Here is a 3,609-nt window from a genome sequence, read left to right as displayed (position 1 = left end):
GCGGCGGGCGGCGAACCGGCCCATCCGGCCAGGGCGGCGCGCAGGGTCTTGCGGCGCTGCGCGAAGGCGGCGTCGATCACTTGGAAGACCTCCTCGCGGCTCGCCGTGGTGGCGGGCGGCGGGCGGCGGATGAGTTCGACCAGCCCGGAGTCGACGTTGGGGGCGGGCCAGAACACGTTGCGGCCGACCGCTCCCGCGCGGCGGGCCCCGGCGTACCAGGCGACCTTGGCCGAGGGCACCCCGTAGACACGGCCGCCCGGGGAGGCGGTGACGCGGTCGGCGACCTCGGCCTGCACCATGACCAGCACCCGCCGCAGGCTGGGCAGCAGCTCCAGCAGGTGCAGCAGGACCGGCACGGACACGTTGTAGGGCAGGTTGGCCACCAGCGCCGTGGGTTCGGGGCCGGGCAGCCCGGTCACGCGCATGGCGTCGCCGTGGACGACGGTGAGCCGGTCGGCGAGGTCGGGCGCGTGGTCGGCGACGGTGCCCGGCAGTGCCTCGGCCAGCGCCGGGTCGATCTCCACGGCGGTCACGTGGCGCACGTGCGGGAGGAGCGCCAGGGTGAGCGAACCCAGGCCCGGGCCGACCTCGACGACGGCGTCCTCCTCGGTGACCCCCGCGACCCGCACGATGCGGCGGACGGTGCCGTGGTCGATGACGAAGTTCTGGCCCAGGGTCTTGGTGGGCCGGATACCGAACCGCTCCGCGAGTGTGCGCACGTCGGCGGGGGTGAGCAGGCGGGAGCGGTCGTCGGGTGCGGGTGTCTGTGTCACCCCCACATCTTGCCAGCTCCCGCGCGTCGTCCCGTTTGCGGCGGTTCCGGGCGGTGGTCCGTCCGGTCCTCCGGTCGCCGTCCCGCGCCGGGGTCGCCGCCGGACTCGCACCGGGCCGGGGCCTGCCAGTCCAGGCCCGCCGCTCCCGACGGGGGCGCGTCGTCCCCGTCGGCTCCGGTGCCGACCCGCACGAGCCCCTCGACCGGCTCGGTCACGACCTCCTCCCGGAGTGTGTGCCCGGCCTCCCTCCCGTCGCGCAGGACGGTGGCGGTGGTGTCCTCCCCGAGTCCGTCCGCGGGCTCGACCACGACGCGGCGCTCGTCCTCCGGCGGTGGCGGTGAGGATCCCGGCGAGGGCGGCGGGCGTCCTTCCCCGAGGTGACGGTCCCCGGGGTGCTGGATATGGCTTTTCCGTCCTTTTCGGAAAGGTCGGTGCGGTTTTCCCGTGCCCTGTCCGGCACGGGCGCGCTCCGGTGCGTTGTCACCGGAGACGGGGTGACGGAATTTTTTTCCGGAGCCGTGAAGGGCTCTTCCGCCAGCGAGTATCGACACATTAACACCGCTTGCGCGAGCGCTTTTGTAACTGACCGAAAAGGGGAGTGGATCGCGGGTCTTCGAAACAGGATTCCCTTTTCGCCCGCCTTTTTCCTCCCTCCGATCCCCTCTCCCCCCGAGCAGCCCCGGGGGTGCCGCCGTGGCACGGCGGGACCGGAGCCTGCACAATGAACCGAGCGCCGTTCTGGTCGCGCGCGCTCCCCTCTACCGCCTTGGAGACCTCCCCATGGGACCCCTGAACGGAATCCGCGTCGTCGAGTTCACCGGGATCGGCCCGGCTCCGATGGCCGGGATGCTCCTCGCCGACCTGGGCGCCAGCGTCATCCGCCTCGACCGCCCCGCGGCCGCCGACGCGATGAACTCCGGAGCGGGCGGACCCCACCTGAGCGAGGGGCGCACCGTCCTGCCCGCCGACCTCAAGTCCGAGGAGGGCCTCGCGCTCGCCCGCGACCTGGCCTCCCGCGCCGACGTGCTCCTGGAGGGCTTCCGCCCCGGGGTCATGGAGCGCCTGGGCCTGGGCCCCGAGGTCTGCCTGGAGGCCAACCCGCGCCTGGTCTACGCGCGGGTCACCGGCTGGGGCCAGGACGGGCCGCTCGCCCGCGCCGCCGGGCACGACATGAACTACATCTCCGTGAACGGCGCCCTGCACGCCATCGGGCGCGCGGGGGGCCCGCCGGTCCCCCCGGTCAACCTCCTGGGCGACTTCGCCGGGGGCACCATGTTCGCGGTCACCGGCGTCCTCGGCGCGCTGGTCGAGCGCCAGTCCTCCGGTCGCGGCCAGGTCGTGGACGCCGCGATGGTGGACGGCAGCGCGCTGCTGATGTCGATGCTGCACGAGGACCGCGCGCGCGGTTCCTGGAGCGACGAGCGCGGCACCAACTACCTGGACACCGGCGCCCCCTGGTACGACGTCTACGAGTGCGCCGACGGCCGGTACGTGTCGGTCGGCTGCATCGAGCCCCAGTTCTACGCCGCGTTCCTGGAGGGCACCGGCCTGGCCGGGGAGGACCTGCCCGACCAGTGGGACCGGTCGGGCTGGCCCCGGCTGCGGGAGCGGTTCGCCGAGGTCCTGCGCACCCGTACCCGCGACGCGTGGGGCGAGGTGTTCGAGGGCGCCGACGCCTGCGTGATGCCCGTCCTGTCCCTGGAGGAGGCCCCCGACCACCCGCACGTGCGCGCCCGCGGCTCACTCGTGCGCGACGGCGACCGGATCCTGTCGGGCCCGGCCCCGCGCTTCGACCGCACCCCGGGCGGGGTCACCCGGGGCGCCGAGCAGCCCGACACCGCGCGGACCCTCCGGGAGTGGGGCCTCACCCCCTGACCGAAACCCCGTCCGCGCGCGGCCCGGTTCCCGGCCGAAACCCCTCTCGCGCACGCCGTCGCCCGTGCCGCCCCACGCGCCGGGCCGCGTGAATCCCCCTACGCGGCGCGAAGAATGGCTAGGGTGAGCGACCAGTTCCGGCTGAGCGCGCGACGGGGGGTCCGCCATGCCACGACGGCTCGTCACATCGGGGGCGCACTGGGGAACGCGTCTGGGTGCCCTGCTGCTGTCCGCGGCGGTACTGCTGTGCGCAGCGCCCGCCGCGTCCGCCTCGGCTCCCGCCGAGACCGACGCCCTGTCCGGGCCCGAGGGGTCGGCCGGGCAGCGTGAGGGGCCCGTGGTGCTCGTGGGGGTGCCGGGGCTGCTGTGGCAGGACGTGAACCCCGAGACCACGCCGACCCTGTGGGGGATGGCCGAGGAGGGTTCGATCGGCAACGTGTCGATCCGCACGGCCACCTCGCGCACCTGCCCGACCGACGGCTGGCTGTCGGTGTCGGCCGGACAGCGCGCCCTGTCCATCCGGGAGCGCTTCACGGTGTGCGAGGCCGCCCCGGAGCCCGAGCGCACCGGCTCGGGCGCGGTCGTCCCGGGTTTCGACGCCTACGTCAGCCAGAACGCGCGGACCGCCTTCCAGGCCCCCGTGGGCCTGCTCGGGCAGACCGTGCGCGAGGAGGGCGGGACCACGCTCGCCGTGGGCCCCGGCGCCGCCCTGGGCGTGGCCGACGCCTCCGGACGGGTGGACCACTACGTCGACGACGTGCGCGAACTGACCACCGACCGTCTGGAGGGGGTCTCCCTCGCGGCGGTCGAACTGGCCGGGCTCACCCGCCTCTACCCCGACTACCCGGACCCGCCGATCACCGACGAGGAGGCCCGGGAGGCCGCGCAGGAGCCGGTGGGCGAGGACGAGGATGCGGACGGGGAGGCCGAGGGCCCGCCCGAGCCCGACCCCGAGGACGTC

At 74.8% G+C, this 3,609-nt stretch carries 3 protein-coding genes and 1 pseudogene; 2 read left to right on the top strand and 2 right to left on the bottom strand.

Annotated features, from left to right (window positions below; all coding sequences use genetic code 11):
- Positions 1-779 (bottom strand): 16S rRNA (adenine(1518)-N(6)/adenine(1519)-N(6))-dimethyltransferase RsmA (gene rsmA, locus DQW06_RS14675; protein WP_117198674.1); only part of this gene is annotated, 779 nt, incomplete at its 3' end.
- Entirely contained in the window at positions 770-1,324 is a 555-nt protein-coding gene (locus tag DQW06_RS29815; RefSeq protein ID WP_304598523.1) for a G5 domain-containing protein, read from the bottom strand. The genes rsmA and DQW06_RS29815, both read right to left, overlap by 10 nt.
- A gap of 229 nt (positions 1,325-1,553) precedes the next feature.
- Between DQW06_RS29815 and DQW06_RS14665 the strand changes: the two genes are divergently transcribed.
- The gene (locus DQW06_RS14665; protein WP_013156214.1) at positions 1,554-2,648 is read left to right on the top strand and encodes a CaiB/BaiF CoA-transferase family protein; all 1,095 of its coding nucleotides are present in this window, start codon (positions 1,554-1,556) and stop codon (positions 2,646-2,648) included.
- A 166-nt stretch (positions 2,649-2,814) separates the two neighbouring features.
- Positions 2,815-3,609, top strand: a pseudogene (locus tag DQW06_RS14660) (hypothetical protein); the annotation flags it as partial.

Source organism: Nocardiopsis sp. TNDT3, from assembly GCF_003427465.1.
Taxonomy (GTDB): Bacteria; Actinomycetota; Actinomycetes; order Streptosporangiales; family Streptosporangiaceae; genus Nocardiopsis; species Nocardiopsis dassonvillei.
The sequence above is the reverse complement of the archived record's forward strand: the minus strand, read 5'-3'. Positions and strand labels throughout refer to the sequence as shown.